General features: G+C 40.5%; 18 protein-coding genes. 6 read left to right on the top strand and 12 right to left on the bottom strand.

The window, feature by feature from the left end; all coding sequences use genetic code 11:
• Together QZ055_RS02965 and QZ055_RS02960 are read right to left on the bottom strand one after the other, a co-directional pair.
• On the bottom strand, positions 1–352 hold a 352-nt coding region (locus QZ055_RS02965), incomplete at its 3' end, for an argininosuccinate synthase domain-containing protein (RefSeq protein WP_295824543.1).
• A 272-nt stretch (positions 353–624) separates the two neighbouring features.
• The gene (locus tag QZ055_RS02960; protein ID WP_295824541.1) at positions 625–1,431 is read right to left on the bottom strand and encodes a transglycosylase domain-containing protein; all 807 of its coding nucleotides are present in this window, start codon (positions 1,429–1,431) and stop codon (positions 625–627) included.
• Positions 1,432–1,803: 372 nt separating this feature from the next.
• On the opposite strand from QZ055_RS02960, the gene QZ055_RS02955 reads away from it, so the two are divergent.
• Positions 1,804–2,082, top strand: a complete 279-nt coding sequence (locus QZ055_RS02955; RefSeq protein ID WP_004695033.1) for a metal-sensing transcriptional repressor — start codon at positions 1,804–1,806, stop codon at positions 2,080–2,082.
• A gap of 200 nt (positions 2,083–2,282) precedes the next feature.
• Here the strand turns inward: QZ055_RS02955 and QZ055_RS02950 are convergent, their stop codons facing one another.
• Positions 2,283–2,543, bottom strand: coding sequence for an HPr family phosphocarrier protein (locus QZ055_RS02950; protein ID WP_005385362.1), 261 nt, complete (start codon positions 2,541–2,543; stop codon positions 2,283–2,285).
• 118 nt (positions 2,544–2,661) lie between these two features.
• Positions 2,662–4,389 carry a phosphoenolpyruvate--protein phosphotransferase gene (gene ptsP / locus QZ055_RS02945; RefSeq protein WP_295824539.1) on the bottom strand — a complete coding sequence of 576 codons (1,728 nt, stop codon included), beginning with the start codon at positions 4,387–4,389 and terminating at the stop codon, positions 2,662–2,664.
• Between the two features lie 338 nt (positions 4,390–4,727).
• Between ptsP and dapF the strand changes: the two genes are divergently transcribed.
• The 4 genes from dapF (at position 4,728) to QZ055_RS02925 (ending at position 10,011) form a co-directional block, all read left to right on the top strand.
• Positions 4,728–5,561, top strand: coding sequence for a diaminopimelate epimerase (gene dapF, locus QZ055_RS02940; RefSeq protein ID WP_105089757.1), 834 nt, complete (start codon positions 4,728–4,730; stop codon positions 5,559–5,561).
• 1 nt (position 5,562) lies between these two features.
• Positions 5,563–6,960: a Na+/H+ antiporter NhaC family protein gene (locus QZ055_RS02935; protein WP_295824537.1), complete on the top strand. Its 1,398-nt coding sequence runs from the start codon at positions 5,563–5,565 to the stop codon at positions 6,958–6,960.
• A gap of 108 nt (positions 6,961–7,068) precedes the next feature.
• On the top strand, positions 7,069–7,983 hold the full coding sequence (gene pfkB, locus QZ055_RS02930; protein WP_105089759.1) for a 1-phosphofructokinase: 915 nt from the start codon (positions 7,069–7,071) through the stop codon (positions 7,981–7,983).
• Positions 7,984–8,016: 33 nt separating this feature from the next.
• Entirely contained in the window at positions 8,017–10,011 is a 1,995-nt protein-coding gene (locus QZ055_RS02925; RefSeq protein ID WP_295824533.1) for a fructose-specific PTS transporter subunit EIIC, read from the top strand.
• A gap of 146 nt (positions 10,012–10,157) precedes the next feature.
• Here QZ055_RS02925 and QZ055_RS02920 read toward each other — a convergent pair whose 3' ends face one another.
• Together QZ055_RS02920 and QZ055_RS02915 are read right to left on the bottom strand one after the other, a co-directional pair.
• A complete protein-coding gene (locus QZ055_RS02920; RefSeq protein ID WP_295824531.1) occupies positions 10,158–10,736 on the bottom strand; it encodes a hypothetical protein in 579 nt (192 codons plus the stop codon).
• Positions 10,737–10,744: 8 nt separating this feature from the next.
• Positions 10,745–11,329: a hypothetical protein gene (locus QZ055_RS02915; protein WP_295793445.1), complete on the bottom strand. Its 585-nt coding sequence runs from the start codon at positions 11,327–11,329 to the stop codon at positions 10,745–10,747.
• Positions 11,330–11,620: 291 nt separating this feature from the next.
• Here QZ055_RS02915 and QZ055_RS02910 point away from each other — a divergent pair, with 291 nt between their 5' ends.
• Entirely contained in the window at positions 11,621–15,466 is a 3,846-nt protein-coding gene (locus QZ055_RS02910; protein WP_295824529.1) for a subtype B tannase, read from the top strand.
• Between the two features lie 178 nt (positions 15,467–15,644).
• Here the strand turns inward: QZ055_RS02910 and cysK are convergent, their stop codons facing one another.
• The 6 genes from cysK to QZ055_RS02880 all read right to left on the bottom strand — a co-directional run.
• The gene (cysK, locus tag QZ055_RS02905; RefSeq protein ID WP_024065734.1) at positions 15,645–16,580 is read right to left on the bottom strand and encodes a cysteine synthase A; all 936 of its coding nucleotides are present in this window, start codon (positions 16,578–16,580) and stop codon (positions 15,645–15,647) included.
• A gap of 15 nt (positions 16,581–16,595) precedes the next feature.
• Positions 16,596–17,045, bottom strand: coding sequence for an Rrf2 family transcriptional regulator (locus QZ055_RS02900; protein ID WP_004698292.1), 450 nt, complete (start codon positions 17,043–17,045; stop codon positions 16,596–16,598).
• Positions 17,046–17,505: 460 nt separating this feature from the next.
• Positions 17,506–18,069, bottom strand: a complete 564-nt coding sequence (gene ahpC, locus QZ055_RS02895) for an alkyl hydroperoxide reductase subunit C (RefSeq protein WP_004698190.1) — start codon at positions 18,067–18,069, stop codon at positions 17,506–17,508.
• Between the two features lie 186 nt (positions 18,070–18,255).
• Entirely contained in the window at positions 18,256–18,471 is a 216-nt protein-coding gene (locus QZ055_RS02890) for a hypothetical protein (protein ID WP_295199173.1), read from the bottom strand.
• Positions 18,472–18,480: 9 nt separating this feature from the next.
• Positions 18,481–20,091: a CTP synthase gene (locus tag QZ055_RS02885; protein WP_005385337.1), complete on the bottom strand. Its 1,611-nt coding sequence runs from the start codon at positions 20,089–20,091 to the stop codon at positions 18,481–18,483.
• Between the two features lie 15 nt (positions 20,092–20,106).
• A partial coding sequence (locus tag QZ055_RS02880) for a DALR anticodon-binding domain-containing protein (RefSeq protein ID WP_295824527.1) occupies positions 20,107–20,561 on the bottom strand: 455 nt, incomplete at its 5' end.

Raw genomic sequence — 20,561 nt, 5'->3', positions numbered from 1 at the left:
CGTGAGCGATAGCATCAGCGCCTTCTTTTTTAGCAATATCTACAAGGATTTTACCAATCAAAGGTCTAGCGAAGGATGTACCTAATAAATATTTACCTTCATAAATTGCACCAGCTTTTACTGTTGGCCATACATAATCTTTTACGAACTCTTCTTTAGCGTCTACGATGTACGCTTTAGAAGCACCAGATTTAATTGCTTTTTTCTCAACTGCATCATAATCCTCAGGTTGTCCCAAGTCTACACACACTGCAATAACTTCAGCGCCATAATTTTCTTTTAACCAAGGAATGATAACAGATGTGTCCAAACCACCAGAATATGCGAGTACTACTTTATTTGCTTTACCCATGATAACACCTCATAAAAAACTTACTATGTATTTAAACTCATATAATCAATATTATATCAGATAATTGTGAAAGCACCGTGGCATCTAACTCAACGGTCATTCCCTCTTTCTGACAAAAAATAGTATACACCTGTATAATTATAAATGCAAGCATTATTTTTATTCAATTTAATAATATATTTCGGAACGTAACTATCTTTGCAAAAAATCCCTGTTAGCCAATAGTAATCAGCCAACAGAGATTATAGATTATATATATATTATATATTTAATTATTCTTCCACAAGTCCTAGGTCTTGTTGGTATGCATAGTCAGCCTCAGCTTGTGTAATCATTCCTTGGTCTACCATTTGTTCGAGTACTAGTTTTTGTCGTGCCTTAGCCCCTTTATAATTCGTATAAGGATCTAAGTAGGATGGTGCGTTAGGCAAGGCTGCGAGCATAGCGCTTTGACCTAATGTCAATCGGCTTGGGCTTGTTCCAAAGTAGCCATGAGCTGCTTCGTAGATACCGTAGTAATTATGACCATAATATACGGTATTTAAATACATGGTGAGGATTTCGTCCTTCGTGTAGTAATGTTCCATTTCACTCGCCAAGATAGCTTCTTCTATCTTACGGCTCATAATGCGTTTTGACGAAAGGAAAAGATTTTTTACGACTTGTTGTGTAATCGTACTGCCACCCTCTACAGTTTCACCAGCAATGGTATTCGTATAAAAGGCGCGAATGATACCAAGTACATCTATAGCACCATGCTTATAATATCGCTTATCCTCTATGGCGATGAGTGCATTCTTTGTATATTCTGGAATGACATCTCCCTTTACCCAATGTTCTTTAGAAACACGTTGGTTCAGTGCCGTCTCTACCTTTTCTTTAAAGGTAAATAATCGTATAATACGATCTGTGCGACTAAGGGTATCTTCACCTTGTTCTATGCGTTTTTCAACAGTTGTATGCGCGTTACTTTCACGATCTGTACCTTGAACCCTATGGTATCCATCATATATAAACACGGCCAGTATCATAACTAACACAAATACCACTAGGTTCCGAAGGTAGCGAAACACTTTCATTGCTTTCACCTATTTCATAAAGGCCCGTAGTATATACCTATAGACAAATTTAAATTCTATATGCATTACAGTACCTTATATACATATACAAACACATTGTGTATTAAATGTATTGTATCACATCAATTAAGAAGAAGATATATATTACAAGGTCTAAATAGATGTGTATAATATAAAATACATGCCATGCTATTTTAAAAGTATATATTTAAATGTACCTTTGAATACAGATATTCACATACATCCATATACAATATAAATCTATATATGTAGATTTAATGCATATTAGGTATACTTATTAAGTTGTATTACAAACTTTACATGGAGTATAATAATAAGGATGATAAAAAACATGCCCATTGGAGGAGTATTATGAAACAATGTATGGATTCAGAAAATCTACATCGTCGATTGCGTAAAATCCTTGGTCAAGTGCAAGCTATTGATCGAATGATTGAAGAAGACATTCCATGCGAAGATGTGTTGAGCCAAATTAATGCAGCTAAGTCTGCACTACATAAAGTAGGTCAAGTAGTCCTTGAAGGGCATATCAACCACTGCGTACGAGATGGTATCGAACACGGTGACGTAGAAAAAACCATTAGCGACTTTACAAAGGCTGTAGAGCGCTTTGCAAACATGGGAAAATAAAGAAGAGGCTAAACCGCCTCTTCTTTTTTTACTTGAAACTACACGCTAATAGTTTTGTAAATTCGCCATATTAAATTAAAGGTAACATTTAATCAAATCAACCAAAACATAAAACATATACAAAAATCATATACATAAAACATATAGATCAACAAAAAAGGACTCTACATTCGTAGAGTCCTTTGTATTACCACATTGTATTAGTCGTGGTTAGTTGTTAAGAATTCGCTTAATGCAGCAAGTGCATCGTCTTCGTCAGCACCGTCAGCTGTCAATGTAACGGATGTACCTTTTGTAGCGCCCAAAGTCAATACAGTTAAGATGGATTTAGCATCAGCTGTTTTGCCGTTAGCAGCGATTGTCAATTTGGAAGCATATTTAGCAGCCAATTGTGTGAAAGCTGTAGCAGGACGAGCATGTAAACCAGATTCGTTAGTAATTTCTACTGTTAATTCTTTCATGATAACCTCTTTCTATCTTGATAGGCTGTGCCTATCCCATACGTTCTAATAGATATATTGTATCAATTTCAAGCCTTTCAATTCAAGTATATTGAAAGTTATTTGCTATACAACAGAATTATAGTAAGCCTTTTTCAGCTAGTACAGATTTAGCATAGTCTGTAATTTCTTCTGCTGTATCCATGGAAAGTGCTTTATTAGCCACATCTTCACATTCTGCTTTAGAAACAGAGCGCAAGATTTTCTTAATAAGTGGTATAGAAGATGCTGTCATGGAGAATTCATCAAGACCCAAGCCTAATAAGATCATGGTAGCCACAGGATCACTAGCGAGTTCACCACACATGCCTGTAAATTTACCTTGTTCATGGCTCGCATCGATAACATGCTTAATAAGACGTAATACGCCTGGATGCAATGGTTGATATAGAGCGCCAATAGATTCGTTCATACGGTCTACTGCCAATGTATATTGACACAAATCGTTGGTACCAATACTGAAGAAGTCTACGTATTTTGCCAAGATCGGAGAAATAACAGCAGCTGCTGGTACTTCAATCATGATGCCAACCTTAATATCTTTATTGAATTCTTTGCCTTCTGCTGTAAGTTCTGCCTTACATTCTTCAAGCATAGCATTCGCTTGTTTCACTTCTTCTACGGAAGCAATCATAGGGTACATGATGTGAATATCACCAAAGGCACTAGCACGCAATAACGCACGCAATTGTACTTTGAAGATATCTGGACGGTTCAAGGAAATACGAATTGCACGGTAACCAAGGAATGGATTCATTTCACTTGGCAAATCAAGGCATTTCAATTCCTTGTCACCACCAATATCCATGGTACGGATGATAACAGGCTGCCCCTGTATATCTTCTGCAACTTTTTTATATTCTTCGAACTGTACATCTTCTGCTGGCAATTCATCGTTTTCCATGTACAAGAATTCTGTACGGTATAAGCCGATACCTTGTGCGCCCATTGTAAGAGCATGTTTAGCATCTTTAGACTTGCCGATATTACCAAATAACTCTACATGATGACCATCTGTAGTCTTAGCTTCAAGATTGGCAGATTCGCGCAAGCGTTTTAATTCCTCTTGGTATGCAGTAGCTTGATTTGTATATTCAGCCCAATCCGCATCAGATGGATTTGTTTCAACAATACCATCTGTACCGAGTACAACGGCTTTCTCACCATCTACGAAGCCTTCAATATCACCAACGCCCATAACGGCAGGAATTTCCAATGTACGTGCCATGATAGCCGCATGAGATGTAGGGCCACCAGCAGCTGTTACAATGCCTTTTACCACATTTTTATCAAGAGAAGCCGTATCGGATGGAGCCAAATCATGAGCCACCAAGATAACCTCCCCAGAAATATGGGATAAGCCACGAGGGTTCATACCTAACATATTGCGCATCAAACGATCCCCGATATCTTTGATATCTGCGCCGCGTTCGCGCATGTATGGATCTTCCATACCAAGGAAGATATTGGCAAAGGTTTCAATGGTTTGAGCTGTAGCCGCTACAACATTAGTATGGCTAGACTCAACGAGGGATTTAATACCATCAGATAAAGATGGGTCTTGAGCAATTTGCATATGTGCTTCAAAAATAGCCGCCTCTTCAGGGCCCATTTCTTTCAAAGCCTTTTGACGGATTGTATCCAATTGTTTTAAGGTAGATGCCATAGCAGCAGCAAACTTACCAATTTCCGCTTCTACCTGATCCTCTGCTACAGTGTAATCAGGAATGACAATTTCCTCTTGAATATATCTATATACATTGCCTACTGCAACGCCACGAGATCCAGAAATCCCTTGAATTCGCATATGTGTTCCTCTTTCTATTACGATAAACTACATTACTCTTTATTTTATCATTTCTACGGTAAACAATAAAGTAATAGAGCCCTATATATCCGCCTTTCAGGTTGTCCCACGTGGGTTAATTTTTAACTCATGTTCATATTTCTCAACCGTCTTAATACGTACTATAACAAGTACTTTAAAAGGAGGTCATTTTTTGCTTGTTTTTACTTTAATTTTATAAAGTTACACCCCATAATTGAAAGCCATTTATGATATAATAATATAGAATATATAATATTATACATATGAGACTTTCACGGGCTTCATGGTGAAAGTCTTACTTATTGATAGGAGACTTTATGAAATTAACAAAAATGCATGGTCTTGGCAATGATTTTATCCTCTTTGCCGACCCTCAAGGTGCTAACAAGGACTATACTGATTTAGCCATTCGCCTTTGCGATCGCCGTACAGGCATTGGTGCTGATGGTTTAGTCATTGTTGTACCATCTGACACATGTGATGTGCGCATGCGCATCATCAACTCCGATGGCAGTGAAGCTGAAATGTGCGGCAATGGTATTCGATGCTTTGCCAAATACGCTTACGAACACGGAGAAATTACAAAAGAAACTTTCACCATCGAAACATTAGCAGGTGTTATGAAGCCAACCTTAACCATCGAAAATGGTGTGGTTACACTAGTAACAGTAGACATGGGCAAGCCATTCTTTAACAGTAAAGATGTACCTATGAATGTAGACATGGATAAGGTCATCGACGTAGACATTGATGTAAATGGCGAAACTGTAACAGTGAGCTCTGTATTGCTCGGTGTACCGCATACAGAGGTTTACGTAGAAGATATTACAAACGCCCCTGTTACGACACAAGGTCCAATCCTTGAAAAACACGATGCATTCCCATCCAATACAAATGTTAACTACATTGAAGTAGTAAACGACAAACACATCAAGGTTCGCACATGGGAACGCGGTGCTGGCGCTACACTAGCATGTGGTACAGGCTCTTGTGCCTCTGCCGTTATGTCCTTCGAAAAAGGCTTAACAGGTCGCGAAGTAGACGTAGAACTTTACTTAGGAACATTGCATATTTCATACTTGGAGGATGGCACGGTGCTCATGACAGGCCCTGCTGAGGAAGTCTTCGAAACAGAACTTCCTATCGATTAAGATGAAGTGGTTACAACTCATATTAAATGCGTTTCTAAAGTATCAACAAGGCCGTTCACTGATGCCGAAAAATACAGAGCCCCTCTTAGGCTTACTCCTATCCATACTCGTCATCATCATCGCCGTAGCCAATAGCATTGCCATCGGTTACGCCTTGATTGTAGTATGGTGCATTATGGCTTATGTGTTCTACCGCAAAGGGTACCAACCAAAGGAACTACTAAACCTATCATGGACAGGTGCTAAAACATCTATTGTGGTGATGCAAATATTCCTGCTCATCGGTTGGCTCATCGCCATGTGGCAAGCGGCAGGTATTATACCTATAATTATCGCCACAGGCATCGACTTGATTGATCCTTCTATCTTTATCGCTTGTGCCTTTTTATTAACAGCACTGGTGAGCATGCTATTAGGAACTGCCCTTGGCACTGTGGGTACCATAGGTATTGTACTCATTACGATGGCAAAAGCCGGTAACATTCCAGAAAATATCGTAGCAGGCGCCATCATTGCTGGCGCTTACTTTGGTGATCGGAACGGGCCTTTATCGTCTAGCGCCTCTCTCGTAGCGACCTTAACGCATACAAAGGTATCGACCAACATCCCTATTATGTTTAAAGATGGTCTACCAGCACTTGTTATTTCCACAGTGCTCTACCTAATACTATCGCAGTGGTTCCCTCTCAACTATGCAAATAGCTTACTGTCTGATACGATTCACTTTGTGTTCAACATCGATTGGACCTTATGGATTCCAGTCATCATCATCATTGGTCTGTTACCTTTGAAAGTATCTATCCGTTGGCCTATCGGCCTTAGTGCATTAGTAGCGGCAATTCTAGCTTATACCAATCAGGGAGCTACCCTTTCTGATTTAGGCTGGTATACCTTAACAGGCTTTGAACTACCACATTATAATCCACTAGCAGATATCATTCACGGCGGCGGCTTACAAACGATGTTCATCCCTACCCTTTCCATTTTTATGGCAACTGCCATTTCTGGCATGCTCGAAGGGGTTGGCTTCTGGAACGATGTGAGACAGCTATTAGAACGAGCGAAAACACGAAGTGATGTATTTGCGGCAAACGTAGGTCTCGCCTTTTTAACAGGTGCTGTAGGTTGTAGTCAAGCTATTGCGGTGGTGATGACCCACTCTATTATGCGCATTACCTATGCACAGAGAGGCATTCAAGATGAAGATGTGATGCTCGACTTTGAAAACAGCGGCATTCTCATTGCTCCATTACAACCATGGAACATCGCTGCTTATGTACCTGTAGTTATGATGGGTACTAGTACAGCTGGCTATGTACCATTCGCCTTCTTCCTATACCTCGTACCACTCCTATACTGGTTACGACTACGGAATCAAGATCAACCAATTATACGTTAATTATAAAATCAATCGAATTTACGCTAATTACAAAATCAATCAAATTTACACTAATTACAAGATTAACCAATCATAGGCTAATTAAATTTATCTTAAAGGGGAATTTGTATGATTTACACCATTACCTTTAATCCAGCCCTAGATTATATTGTTCGTCTTGATCAACTCAAGACGGGCACCATTAATCGCACCACCCAAGAGTACGTTCTCGGTGGCGGCAAGGGTATCAATGTATCCATCGTGCTCAACAACCTAGGCATGGATACAACGGCACTCGGTTTCATCGCCGGTTTCACAGGGGAAGAAATCGTAACACAACTGAACCAATTCGGTGTGAAAGAGGATTTCATCCGTCTCCGCGAAGGTTTAACGCGCATCAATGTTAAGGTGAAAGCCTCTGACGAAGAAACAGAAATTAACGGCCGTGGCCCTATCATCGCAGACGACGAACTAGAAGCCCTCTATAAACAGCTCGATGCATTAACTGAGCAGGATACATTGATCCTTGCAGGCAGTATTCCTTCTAGCTTACCAAGCGATATGTACGAACTCATTATGGAGCGCTTACAACATAAAAATATTCGCATTGTAGTAGATGCTACAAAAGATTTGCTTACACGGGTCTTACCTTATAAACCGTTCTTAATTAAACCTAACAATCACGAGCTTAGCGAAATCTTTGGTCGTACCCTTTCCACAAAGGATGACCTAGTAGAGGCAGCTAAGGCATTACAAGAGAAAGGCGCACAACATGTGCTCATCTCCATGGCTGGTGATGGAGCTATCTTAGTAGCTGCTGACGGCACTGTATATACAAGTCCTGCCCCTAAGGGTACACTCGTAAACTCCGTAGGCGCCGGCGATTCCATGGTAGCTGGCTTTATTACAGGCTTTGAAAAGACAGGCGACCTACAAGAGGCGCTCTACTGGGGTATCTCCAGTGGTTCTGCCTCCGCTTACTCTGAAAATCTCGCTACGCTGGCAGAAGTAGAAGCACTACTTTCACAAGTACGAGTTAACTAGTTTTCTATTTTATGTGCATCAAGGAGTACACATATGAAAATCACTGATTTATTAAAACCTCAATCCATTCTGCTGAATGCAGATCCAGTAAGTAAGGCCGATGCCATTTACACCTTAGGTGAATTAATGGAAAAAGGCGGCAACTTATCTGATAAAGCAGAATACTTAAAAGCAGTTTTCGCTCGTGAAGAATCTGGTTCTACAGGCCTTGGCGATGGTATCGCTACACCACATGCTAAATCTACAGGTGTAAAAGAAGCCGGCCTTGCCGCTATGGTCGTGCCTAATGGTGTTGATTTCGAAGCACTCGACGGTCAGCCATCTCGCTTATTCTTCATGATTGCTGCTCCAGAAGGCGCTGCCGATACCCATGTAGAGGTGTTGAGTAAATTAGCGACTATGGTCATTGACCCTGATTTCAAAGAGGCGCTCATCGCTGCTCCAACTGTTGAACGTTTCTTGGAACTCGTAACAGCTAAAGAAGATGGCAACTTTGATCCATCTGTAGAAGGCTTTATTAAACAACCTGAAACTCAAGAAGCACCAAGCATCACTGATACTATTGAAGAAAAAGCTACAGAAGCTATCGAAAAGGTGGCTCCTAAGATTTCTGTAGATAATCCTCACTATGAAGTATTAGCCGTTACAGGTTGTCCTACAGGCATCGCGCACACCTACATGGCTGCGGAGTCCTTAGAACGCAAAGCTAAAGAAATGGGCATTTCCTTAAAGGTTGAGAAAAACGGTGCATCAGGTGTAAAAGATGCGCTTACAGCAGAAGAAATCGAACATGCAAAATGCATTATCGTCGCTTCCGACCGCCAAGTGGAAATGGCTCGCTTTGATGGCAAGCCTATGATTCAAACAAAGGTAGCTAACGGCATCAATAAAGCGGAGGAATTATTGCGTGAAGCTACAGCTGGTACAGCACCTGTATACCACGCATCTGCTGCTGACCGCGAATCCGCTGAAATCGCTGCTAGCGCATCTGACAGCGTAGGCCGTCAAATCTACAAACACTTGATGAACGGCGTATCTCACATGTTGCCATTCGTTATTGGTGGCGGTATCTTGATTGCCCTTGCGTTCCTATTCGATACATTCGATCCTGCGAACCCTAAAAACTTCGGTTCCGGCACACCTTTATCTGGTTTCTTAATGCAAATCGGTGGTGCATCCTTTGGATTCATGTTGCCAGTATTAGCTGGTTACATTGCTATGAGTATTGCTGATCGCCCAGGTCTTGTAGCTGGTTTTGTTGGTGGCTTATTGGCTAACCAAGGCGGCTCTGGTTTCCTTGGTGCATTGATTGCCGGCTTTGCAGCAGGTTATTTAGTATTATTAGTTAAAAAATTAGTATCTGGTCTACCTCAAGCGTTAGAAGGTACAAAACCAGTTCTCTTCTACCCAGTACTCGGTGTATTATTCATTGGTATTGCTATTACCTTTATCATCAACCCTCCTGTATCTGCACTTAACCACTGGTTAATGGACTCCTTGCAATCTATGGGCACTACTAGCCGCGTATTGTTAGGTCTTATCTTTGGTGCTATGATGTCCGTTGATATGGGTGGTCCTGTAAACAAGGCCGCTTACGTTATCGGCACTGGCGCCCTTGCTACTGGTGAATATGGTATCATGGCGGCTGTAATGGCAGGCGGTATGGTTCCTCCGTTGGCAATCGCTCTTTGTACTACATTCTTCCCTAGCCGCTTCACAGAAGCAGAACGCAAATCTGGTATTACAAACTATATTATGGGCCTTTCCTTCATCACAGAAGGTGCTATCCCATTTGCAGCGGCTGATCCAGTTCGCGTATTGCCAGCTTGCATCATCGGTGCTGGTACAGCTGGTGCGTTGTCCATGTTCTTCGAATGTACACTACGCGCTCCACACGGCGGTATCTTCGTAGTACCAACAATCGGTAACCCACTTCTTTACCTTGCATCCATTGCAATCGGCTCCGTTATCGCTTGCATCATCTTGGCACTATTAAAACCAAGCTTGAAAAATAATGGTGAAAGCTAGTATAATGCTAGTACATATAGCAAAAACGTACATATGCTAAATAAGTACATATAGTAAAAGGACTAGAACTCCTAGAGTTCTAGTCCTTTTCTTATGTAACACTATCGGATTACATCATTATAACTTATAAGATTAAGCACTATAAATTATTGGATTACATCATCATAAAATACGCCAAATACTTTCTTGAAAACACGATTTGCAACGTGATAGCTTTCAAAATCAAAGTCTGTAGGTGTTAAGAAGGTTACATGCTCATACCCTTTATAACCTGGTTGTGTAGGTTTTCTTTCACCGTACAGCGTGTAATCCTGTTGAGCCTTAACAGTACCAACAATTCCAGAATCATCCATTTTTATATTCCATATTTCACCTAAATAGAAATCCGGAAATTGTTGTTTAAACTCTGGCATTCTTGCGACTAAATTCGCAAAAGAATAATTTAAGTTATAGTCATAATGAATTGTGTATTCTCGAATCAAATTAGACGAAGGCAATACAACATAAATCTTAGTCTCTATACTTTTGGTACTGGTACTTGTGGACACATCTTTGACTGTACTCAACTCAATGTATTTACCATCTCCACCACCAGTATCACCTTTAGATATAATATGTTCAAAACGACTCGTATCTTGTAATTCCACATTAGAAACGGCTTTCACAGAATTAAAAAACACACACCATACGCATAAGATGGCCATAAAAAATAAGAAACGTTTCATATGGCACCTCATTTCACGACAATATCATCAAAATGCTGCTGATATGCAACGACAAACATGGCATCTGCTATAGCAAAAAGATCTCGATCGGAACGACTACGATCCAAAGGTCGTAATTGGTGCACTAAAGGAACTGTACTACTAACCTCAGTACCATCCCCATTAAATCGCTTCACCTCTCGTAAATCAATCTGTATGCCAGAATCATCTTGTGCTGCCTTTATAACCGCATACATAGATGGGGATGGCTGTACCACTTGACTAGCGTGTATTAAAGAACCTAGTGAATAATTAGTATTATATGTGGCCGTTACTTCATATTCAGTAATAAATGTACCACGAGTATATGTATAAACTGTATAAAAAGTACCTTTTAATTTATAATGTGGTGCTGCGTATTCTAGTGATTCTACAGAGTAAGTGTTTAAATAGTTTATTAGCCTATCCTTTGGATAAGTACCTTGATAGGAATCGGTTTTTTGATATACCTTTTTAAACTGAGGTGAACTATTTAACTCATTAATCGATATGGCTTGTGTCTGTATAGTGAAAGTAGCTAATACCGTACAGGCTAGCAAAAATTTTCTAAACATACTCTCTCCTTTATAATTAAAAGTCAATTAAATTACCAAAAGCATATCATATTTTATGGAAATATGTACATATAATAAAAAACTACTTCAAATCATTAGAAGCAATATGTAATATTCTATGCACTTTAAATTTATTTATATTTTCCTAATCTCATCTTCTTTACACCCATCCAGTATTCATCTATATTTTCATAAATTGTACAAATATATCGATTTATGTTAAACTATATAAATATAAATAAATTTTAAAATTATAAATTATTATTTGAAATCTAGTTCGGAGAGTAATTCATGAAATCATCTAGGAAACGTAAGGTTACCGCTGCATTTTTTGCAGCTGCAGCGTTGGGTGGTGTTGCCCACGCAGCCCCTACCCTCAACATGAATGATTTGGTAGGTTCGAACACTACCACTGAATCAACGACGCAAGGTACTACAAATGTAGCAACCCCAGTCGTGCGACCTATGGCTACTCAGCCTACCCCTTCAACTACACAACCAATAGTTGTTGCACCACAACAAGCAGCCGTAAGACCTGTACAGGCACAACCAATGGCTCCAGTTCGCGTAGCACCACCGCAAATGGTTCCTACACAAGCACAACCGGTAATGCAAACACAACAAGTTATGCAACCAAGTGCTACCACACAAGCGGCTCCAAAGGTAACACCTTTAATTCCCCGTGTACGTCCAGTACCGGTAAACGATATAGCAAAAGCTTTATCTGATCAACAAAGAGCCGTTTCACAGCCACAATATGTTGTTAATAAACAAACTAATGCTGTAATGGAACCAACATTGGCTATGCACAGCTTGATGAATGTACAACGTAAAACAGAACCTGTTACAGTACAAAAACAAGTTGATGGCAAACAGCAAGTGCAAACGACACAAGTGGTACGTACGCCTGTAATGGTCCAACAAGAATCTACAACACCTTTAGTGATTGCTAATACAACTCAAACTAAAGCCGTTGTAGCCAAACAAAGATTAACTATTCGCGATATTCAACGTGCAGAACGTGAAAGATTAGCTCAACTAGCAGCCGAAGAAGCGGCTCAACAATCAGGTGCAAATCAAGTTGATCAGCAAATGGTTGCGCAAAAGCAAGCTGAAGCACAACGTCAAGCAGCAATTCTAGCAGAACAACAACGTCAAATGGCTATGCAGGCAGAGCAGCAACGCGTAGCACAACAACAAGCCGAGGCGCAACGTCAAGCTGCTATGCAAGCGGAACAACAACGTTTGGCTGCTCAACAAGCTGAGGCTCAACGCCAAGCGGCTCTAAGAGCTGAGCAAGAACGTATTGCGGCTGAGCAAGCTGAACAAGCTCGTATCGCAGAAGCTCAACGTCAAGCTGCAGAACAAGAGCGTCTTCGTATCCAAGAAGAACAACGCCGTATTGCAGCGCAACAACAAGCGGAACAACAACGTTTAGTAGCTGAGCAAGCTGAGGCTCAACGCCAAGCGGCTTTAAAAGCTGAGCAAGATCGTATTGCTGTGGAGCAAGCCGAAGCTCAACGTCAAGCTGCTTTAAAAGCTGAGCAAGAGCGCATCGCTGCGGAGCAAGCTAAAGCTCAACGTCAAGCTGCTTTACAAGCGGAACAGGAGCGTATCGCTGCTGAGCAAGCTGAAGCTCAACGCCAAGCGGCTCTAAGAGCTGAACAAGAACGTATTGCGGCTGAGCAAGCTGAGGCTCAACGCCAAGCTGCTTTAAAAGCTGAACAAGATCGTATTGCGGCTGAGCAAGCTGAAGCTCAACGCCAAGCGGCTTTACAAGCTGAACAAGAACGTATCGCGGCTCAACAAGCTGAAGCTCAACGCCAAGCGGCTTTAAAAGCTGAACAACAACGCTTAGCTGCTCAACAAGCTGAACAACAACGCCAAGCTGCTTTACAAGCGGAACAACAACGCTTAGCAGCTCAACAAGCTGAAGCTCAACGTCAAGCTGCTTTACAAGCTGAGCAAGAACGTATTGCTGCGGAGCAAGCCGAAGCTCAACGTCAAGCGGCTCTAAAGGCTGAGCAAGAACGTATCGCTGCTCAACAGGCTGAAGCCCAACGTCAAGCAGCTTTAAAAGCGGAACAAGAACGTATCGCTGCGGAAGAAGCTGCTCGTCAACGTGCAGAAGCTGCTGCTAAAGCTGAAGCTGAGCGCCAAGCGGCTCTAAAAGCGGAACAAGAGCGTATCGCTGCTGAACAAGCTGAGGCTCAACGCCAAGCTGCTTTAAAGGCTGAGCAAGATCGTATCGCTGCTGAGCAAGCTGAAGCTCAACGCCAAGCTGCTTTAAAGGCTGAACAAGATCGTATTGCTGCTCAACAAGCAGAAATGGCAAGACAAGCTGCTATCAAAGAAGAGCAAGAACGTTTAGCTGCCGAACAATTAGCAAAAGAAGAAGCTGAAGCTGCTGCTAAGGCTCAAGCTGAGGCAGAAGCAGAAGCAAAAGCTAAAGCCGAAGCTGCTGCTAAAGCTCAAGCCGAGGCTGAAGCAAAAGCTAAGGCTGAAGCTGAGGCTACGGCAAAAGCTAAAGCCGAAGCAGAGGCTGCTGCCAAGGCTCAAGAAAGCAAGTTACCTCAATCCTATGTAGATGCTCGAAATGAAGCTTCCACAAAGGGTTCTGCTGTAACAGAAGAGAAAAATATTTTATCTCAACCAATGGAACCACCATTACAAGCTGATTCTTCTGCAAAAATTAGCCTTGCATTCGATGCGAAAAATTATGAGTCCATGTCTACTACTGTAGATAATAAGGAAATCAAATATCGTGCCTTCGAATATATCCCTTACGTGGCTAATCCTATCGATATCGATCAACAGTACATGAATATCTATGTACCAGAAGAATACTTTAATAATGGAACTGTAAATGGTTACAATACGCAAACAGCCCCTATCTTCATGCCAAATGCGGTAGGTGGTTATATGCCAAGCCAAGCTATGACTCCAAAAGTGGAGAATGGCAAACCTAATAGTGTTCTTTACGCATTATCCCGTGGCTATGTAGTAGCTTCCCCGGCTACCCGTGGTCGTACAAATAAAGCATCCGATGGCAACTTTATCGGTAAAGCGCCTGCAGTTATTGTTGACTTACAAGCTGCAACAGCATACTTACATGCTAACGATTCCACAATGCCAGGTAATGCAAATCGTATCATCACTAATGGTACAAGTGCTGGTGGTGCTGTATCCTTATTGCAAGGTGCCACTGGTAACAACTCTGACTTCCAACCATATTTACAAGCATTAGGTGCTGCTACAGCGGCAACCAATGTATATGCAGTTTCTGCCTATGCGCCTATTACAAACCTTGATGCGGCTGATATGGCCTATGAATGGAGCTATAAAGGTATTACATCTTTCAATAAAGTAACGATGGGCCAAGGCGAATTGCCTCAAACCAACGTAGGTGGTAATACAGCTCCTCCGCAACGTACAATGCAACGTGTAAACTTGAATGCTGATGATGTAGCATACTCTAACTTACTAAGTGAACACTTCCCAGAATACGTAAACAATTTACAATTGCATGACTCTATGGGGCGTGTATTGAAACTAGATAAGAATGGCAATGGTACTTTCAAAAATTATGTGAAAGCATTTATCATCGATGCAGCTAATAAAGCACAAGCCAAAGGTACTGATTTATCTAAACATACATATCTCGTACGTGATAATAAAACCGGTACAATCAAAGACATTAACTGGGAAGCTTATAACCAATTTGTAAGTCGTTCTAAAGCACCAGGTGCATTCGACTCCCGTTCTAATGACTCTGGCGAGAATAGCCTATTCGGTACAAGTGCTACAGATAATAATCACTTTACAATTACTGCTGCATTACACGATACAACACCTAACCAAGATGTATACGTAGAAAATGCTAAAATCGTTACTATGATGAACCCAATGAACTATCTCGGTTCTCCAGCAGCAACAAATGCACGCTACTATCGTATCCGCTATGGTACAGCTGATAGCAATACATCCGTAGCCATCCCATTGATCGTAGGTACACGTGCTCAAAACCTTGGGTACAACGTAGATATGGCAACACCATTTGATGTAGACCATTCTGGTGACTACGATTTAGACGAATTATTCAACTGGATGGACAATATCGTTAAAAACGGTAGATAATAACAACTAAATACATACCATAACATAAAAGGAGCTACCTAGTAGCTCCTTTTTCTTTATGCCAAATTAAAAATCTCTAAAATAAAGCTCCAGTATGTTAAGCACAAAAAAGCCCCTCTACCGAGGGGCTTTGCTATATTAGGAAAGCATATTCACAGCTTTAACCAATCATATTCTATTATACTTCTGGGAATAATGCAGTGGACAAGTAGCGTTCACCTGTATCAGGAAGAATTACTACAATGTTTTTGCCTTTATTTTCAGGACGTTTAGCCAATTCTTGAGCAGCCCAAAGAGCAGCACCAGAGGAAATACCAACTAAGATACCTTCTGTATGTCCAAATGCTTGAGATGTAGCGAATGCATCATCGTTAGTTACTTGGATTACTTCATCGTAAATATTAGTATCCAAAGTATCCGGAATGAAGCCAGCGCCTAAGCCTTGGATTTTGTGAGGACCAGGTTTGCCATTGGACAATACTGGGGAATCAGTTGGTTCAACAGCCACAATTTTTACGTCAGGGTTTTGTTCTTTTAAATAACGACCTGCACCAGTCAAAGTACCGCCTGTACCAACACCAGCTACGTAGATATCTACTGTACCATCTGTATCTTGCCAGATTTCAGGACCAGTTGTTTTATAGTGAATTGCTGGGTTTGCTTGGTTTACGAATTGGCCTGCTTCGATCGCACCAGCAGTAGCTGTTACGATTTCTTTAGCTTTTGCAATGGCACCTTTCATACCAAGAGAGCCATCAGTCAATACAAGTTGAGCACCATAACCGAGCATCAATTTGCGACGTTCGATGGACATTGTTTCTGGCATTACGATAACTACTTTATAGCCAAGAGCAGCACCAACAGCGGACAAACCGATACCAGTGTTACCGGATGTTGCTTCTACGATTGTACCACCTGGTTGTAATTCACCAGATTCAACAGCCGCTTGAATGATAGCAGCAGCGATACGGTCTTTTACAGAGCCACCTGGATTAAAGTATTCCAATTTAGCAAAAATATTTGCATCTGCGCCATATTTTTTACCAAAACGTGTAGCTGCCAACAAAGGTGTTTTACCAATTAATTCAACGAAAGATTTTGCAATATTAGACATAATAGTTACTCCTTATTAAATAGAACCATCCCAATTATCATATTTTGTATCAAGTTTAGCGTAAGTTCCATCAATTACATCTTGAAGAGTTACGTTTTCTAGATAATCATGAATATAGTTTTGTAATCCTGCCCAGAAACCAACAGTTCTCTCATTGATTACTGTATCAGTACTCACCCCTTCATCAAGAGTGGAGATAATAGCCATGGATTCTTCCGTGGCAAGCAAAATTTCAATAATAGTGTACTCTTTAGGGCTTTTAGATAAACGATAGCCTCCGTATTTACCACGAATACTATCCACTAGGTTAGCGGCACCCAAACGAGCCACAATACCCTCAAGGTATTTCTCAGATATACCTTGTCGTTCTGCAACGGATCGCAAGGAAACCGGTTTATCCTGACCTTGCTCTGCTAAATCGATGAGAACCATCAATGCATAGCGACCTTTTGTGGAAATCCTCATATATCTTGCCTCTCTTTGTAAAAGTTAGTGCTAACACACCCCATGTTATAAAGCACTTATCCTACTTCATTTATAAAACCTTGTGTATCACTAGGAATTAATTTCATTATAGACCACTAAATTCAAAAATGCAAGAACTTATTTCCTACTTTTACAAAGGGATATTTAAAACCCTTATATTTATTGGCCTAAGCCTATATTATTAATTTACTTTATTCTATTATTAGACTTGCAATTACACCTATCGAAACATTAATTATTTTACATAACACAAAAGGACTAGCCCGAAGGCCAGTCCTTTTGCGTATAGTTTGTAGTTTGTTATATGAGGTTTACCATGATGAATTGGAGAGGGTTCATCTGGTATTGGGACTTACCGTATCGTCAGGAAAACGATGCGCGCCCGTTTTGTCATTTGAGGAGTTGTCTAGATTATTCTAGCGTTTAAGTTATTTCTAAATTAGATTTTACCTACTAAATCAAGACCTGGTTTCAATGTGTCTTTACCTGGTTTCCAACGTGCAGGACACACTTGGTCACCATGTTTTGCTACGAATTGAGCCGCTTGTACTTTACGAACCAATTCTTCAGCAGAACGACCGATACCCATATCATGGATTTCAGCTGTACGAACGAAACCTTCTGGATCTACTACGAATGTACCACGGTAAGCCATAGCAGATTCTTCTTGGAATACGTCGAAGAAATCAGCTAATTCATGTTTTTTATCAGCCAACATGTAGTACTCGATTTTATTAATGCTTGGAGAAGCATCAGACCATGCTTTGTGAACGAATTCAGAGTCACAAGATACGGAGTAAACTTCGCAACCTAGTTCTTTCAATTCTGCATAAGAGTTTTGTACGTCTTCTAATTCTGTAGGGCAAACAAATGTGAAGTCTGCTGGATAGAATACGAAGATGGACCATTTGCCCAACACATCGGCAGTACTAACTTTTACTAATTCAGGTTTTTTGAAAGCATCTAGAGTAAATTCAGGAAGTTGTTTACCAATAATAGACATGTTATGTCCTCCTTAATTGAGTTCTAATGTAACAGTTATATTATTATCAGTGTACTTATCACCAAATCTATATCTATCTTTGTCTATATAATAACAAATATCATTCAAGATTGCAAGTGTTATTTTTAAATTTATCGATATATTTTTCTAGCTTTTTTCAATATAAATAAAAAAGAAGAAAGATGCTCATTTCTGAGCATCTTTCTTCTTTTTACGTACTACAACAGACTTACTGTTCACAGTAGCATGATCAAAAGCGATTAAACCCGCTATATTAGCAAGCCCTCTCCGTGCTATATGACCAGTTGTAGATTGTTCTTTTCCTGATTTACCATATACAAACTGCTCTAGTTTGAGTGCAGCTAATATAAAGATACCTATAATAGATAAAATGGATCCCATTGCTATTCTCTATTTTTTAAGTTCCAAAATCGCATCTACGAAACCGCGGAATAATGGATGTGCATTATTCGGACGGGATTTAAGTTCTGGATGCGCTTGTGTACCAATGAAGAATGGATGGTTTTTCACTTCAATACTTTCCACAAGGCGACCATCTGGAGATGTACCAGAGATAACAAGGCCCGCATCAGTCAATTGTTGACGATATTCATTGTTGAACTCATAGCGGTGACGATGACGTTCATAAATCAAATCTTCGCCATAGGCTTCATGAGTTTTTGTACCTGCTTCTACTTTACATGGATAGATACCAAGACGCATTGTACCGCCTTTTTTATCTACATCAACTTGATCACTCATCAAGTCGATTACTTTGTACTTAGCATTTTCGTCAAATTCGCTAGATGTAGCACCTTCCATACCACATACGTTGCGAGCAAATTCCATTACTGCAGATTGCATACCAAGGCATAGACCAAGATATGGAATATTGTTTTCACGAGCGTATTGGATTGTACGGATTTTACCTTCTACACCACGAGAACCGAAACCACCAGGTACGATGATACCTTCAACACCATCAAATACCTCTTTAGGATCTACAGATGTATCATCAAGTTCTTCGGAGTCAATCCAACGAATATTTACTTTAGTACCCGTAGCAATACCAGCATGATCTAGAGCTTCCACTACGGATAAATACGCATCATGTAATGCTACATATTTACCAACGATAGCAACTGTAATATCTTTACTAGGGTTCAAGATTTTATGAACCATTTCTTTCCATTCAGCCATATCGCAAGGGCGTTCTTCAAGGCCTAATTTTTTGATAACAATATCATCAAGACCTTGATCTTGCATCATCAATGGCACTTCATAGATGGAGCTGCAAGTTTGGTTTTCAATAACTGCTTCTGGTTCTACGTCACAGAACAAAGCAAGTTTTTCTTTCATTTCATCAGAAATATGTTTTTCGCTGCGGCATACCAAAATATCTGGTTGAATACCAATGCTGCGCAATTCTTTTACGCTGTGTTGTGTAGGTTTAGTTTTCAACTCGCCTGCTGCATTGATGTAAGGCACCAATGTTACGTGAATGTAAAGTACATCATTACGGCCTACTTCTTTTTTCACTTGGCGGATAGCTTCCATAAATGGCAAGCTTTCAATATCACCTACAGTACCACCGATTTCAGTGATAACTACATCAGCGTTATCCTCTTTACCTACGCGGTATACGTTTTGTTTGATTTCATTTGTAATGTGTGGAATTACTTGTACAGTGCTGCCCAAGTAATCACCTTTACGTTCTTTATTGATTACAGACCAGTACACTTTACCTGCTGTAATGTTGGAACGTTTACTAAGGTTAATATCGATAAAGCGTTCATAGTGACCCAAATCAAGGTCAGTTTCAGCACCGTCATCTGTTACGAATACTTCACCATGTTGGTAAGGGCTCATCGTACCAGGGTCAATATTAATGTATGGGTCAAATTTTTGAATCGTTACATTGAAACCGCGGTTTTTAAGCAAGCGACCCAAGGATGCTGCTGTAATCCCTTTACCAAGAGAAGAAACAACGCCGCCAGTTACGAAAATATACTTAGTTGCCATGATGCCTCCCACCTATTACATTTTTTCCGGAGCAGAAATACCTAAAATACCCAAGCCTTGACGAAGTACGAGGGCAATCGCTGTGATTAATCCTAGACGAGCTTGTTGCAACGCTGGATCTACGCCAATGATACGACCTTGACGGTAGAAGGAATGGAACATGCTTGCCAAATCGAATAAGTAACGAGCAATGCGATGTGGTGCACGATGTTCGGCAGATTGAACGACCTCTTCTGGATATTCAGCTAATTTTTTAATCAATTCTAATTCCATTTCGCTTGTAAGCGTTGTGAAATCAGTTTCACTATAATCACCAAATGCAATGCCTGCTTCACGCACTTGGTTGTAAATGCTGTGAATACGAGCATGAGCATATTGGATATAATATACTGGGTTATCATTGCTACGAGATTTAGCCAAGTTAATATCGAAATCAAGTTGACTATCTAGAGAACGCATCAAGAAGAAGT

Origin of the sequence: uncultured Veillonella sp., assembly GCF_905209685.1 — a bacterium.
Lineage (GTDB): Bacteria > Bacillota > Negativicutes > Veillonellales > Veillonellaceae > Veillonella.
The sequence above is the reverse complement of the archived record's forward strand: the minus strand, read 5'-3'. Positions and strand labels throughout refer to the sequence as shown.

Bases quoted from the DNA above. Each gene is read 5' to 3' on its own strand.
- QZ055_RS02960 (WP_295824541.1), bottom strand. From the start codon at position 1,431: ATGAAAGTGTTTCGCTACCTTCGGAACCTAGTGGTATTTGTGTTAGTT.
- QZ055_RS02955 (WP_004695033.1), top strand. From the start codon at position 1,804: ATGAAACAATGTATGGATTCAGAAAATCTACATCGTCGATTGCGTAAA.
- QZ055_RS02950 (WP_005385362.1), bottom strand. From the start codon at position 2,543: ATGAAAGAATTAACAGTAGAAATTACTAACGAATCTGGTTTACATGCT.
- ptsP (WP_295824539.1), bottom strand. From the start codon at position 4,389: ATGCGAATTCAAGGGATTTCTGGATCTCGTGGCGTTGCAGTAGGCAAT.
- dapF (WP_105089757.1), top strand. From the start codon at position 4,728: ATGAAATTAACAAAAATGCATGGTCTTGGCAATGATTTTATCCTCTTT.
- QZ055_RS02935 (WP_295824537.1), top strand. From the start codon at position 5,563: ATGAAGTGGTTACAACTCATATTAAATGCGTTTCTAAAGTATCAACAA.
- pfkB (WP_105089759.1), top strand. From the start codon at position 7,069: ATGATTTACACCATTACCTTTAATCCAGCCCTAGATTATATTGTTCGT.
- QZ055_RS02925 (WP_295824533.1), top strand. From the start codon at position 8,017: ATGAAAATCACTGATTTATTAAAACCTCAATCCATTCTGCTGAATGCA.
- QZ055_RS02920 (WP_295824531.1), bottom strand. From the start codon at position 10,736: ATGAAACGTTTCTTATTTTTTATGGCCATCTTATGCGTATGGTGTGTG.
- QZ055_RS02915 (WP_295793445.1), bottom strand. From the start codon at position 11,329: ATGTTTAGAAAATTTTTGCTAGCCTGTACGGTATTAGCTACTTTCACT.
- QZ055_RS02910 (WP_295824529.1), top strand. From the start codon at position 11,621: ATGAAATCATCTAGGAAACGTAAGGTTACCGCTGCATTTTTTGCAGCT.
- cysK (WP_024065734.1), bottom strand. From the start codon at position 16,580: ATGTCTAATATTGCAAAATCTTTCGTTGAATTAATTGGTAAAACACCT.
- QZ055_RS02900 (WP_004698292.1), bottom strand. From the start codon at position 17,045: ATGAGGATTTCCACAAAAGGTCGCTATGCATTGATGGTTCTCATCGAT.
- ahpC (WP_004698190.1), bottom strand. From the start codon at position 18,069: ATGTCTATTATTGGTAAACAACTTCCTGAATTTACTCTAGATGCTTTC.
- QZ055_RS02890 (WP_295199173.1), bottom strand. From the start codon at position 18,471: ATGGGATCCATTTTATCTATTATAGGTATCTTTATATTAGCTGCACTC.
- QZ055_RS02885 (WP_005385337.1), bottom strand. From the start codon at position 20,091: ATGGCAACTAAGTATATTTTCGTAACTGGCGGCGTTGTTTCTTCTCTT.